This window comes from Streptomyces sp. MMG1121, assembly GCF_001280015.1.
In the GTDB taxonomy this organism is placed as follows: Bacteria; Actinomycetota; Actinomycetes; order Streptomycetales; family Streptomycetaceae; genus Streptomyces.
The window spans coordinates 1-203 of record NZ_LGDV01000181.1; the positions used below are offsets into that span (position 1 = coordinate 1).

At 68.5% G+C, this 203-nt stretch carries 1 protein-coding gene; it reads right to left on the reverse strand.

Features of this window, described 5'->3' with window-relative positions; genetic code table 11:
* Positions 1-190: hypothetical protein (locus tag ADK64_RS47335; protein WP_420712983.1), on the reverse strand; the 190-nt coding region annotated here is incomplete at its 3' end.
* Between the last annotated feature and the right edge of the window lie 13 nt (positions 191-203).

A 203-nucleotide genomic window follows, 5' to 3' on the forward strand; every position in this document is an offset into this window, starting at 1 on the left:
AAGCATGACTGACACGCAGACGCCTGGTCTTACGACCCGACGCCTCCCAGCCCCCCGCCACCTCCACGACCGCGTCCTCGTCACCCGAGATCACCGTCGACGAAGGCCCGTTCACCGCCGCCACATCCACCCGCCCACGACCGGCGAAAGCGGCAAGGGACTCCAGCACCTCCGCCTCCGAGGCCTGCACAGAAACCATCGCC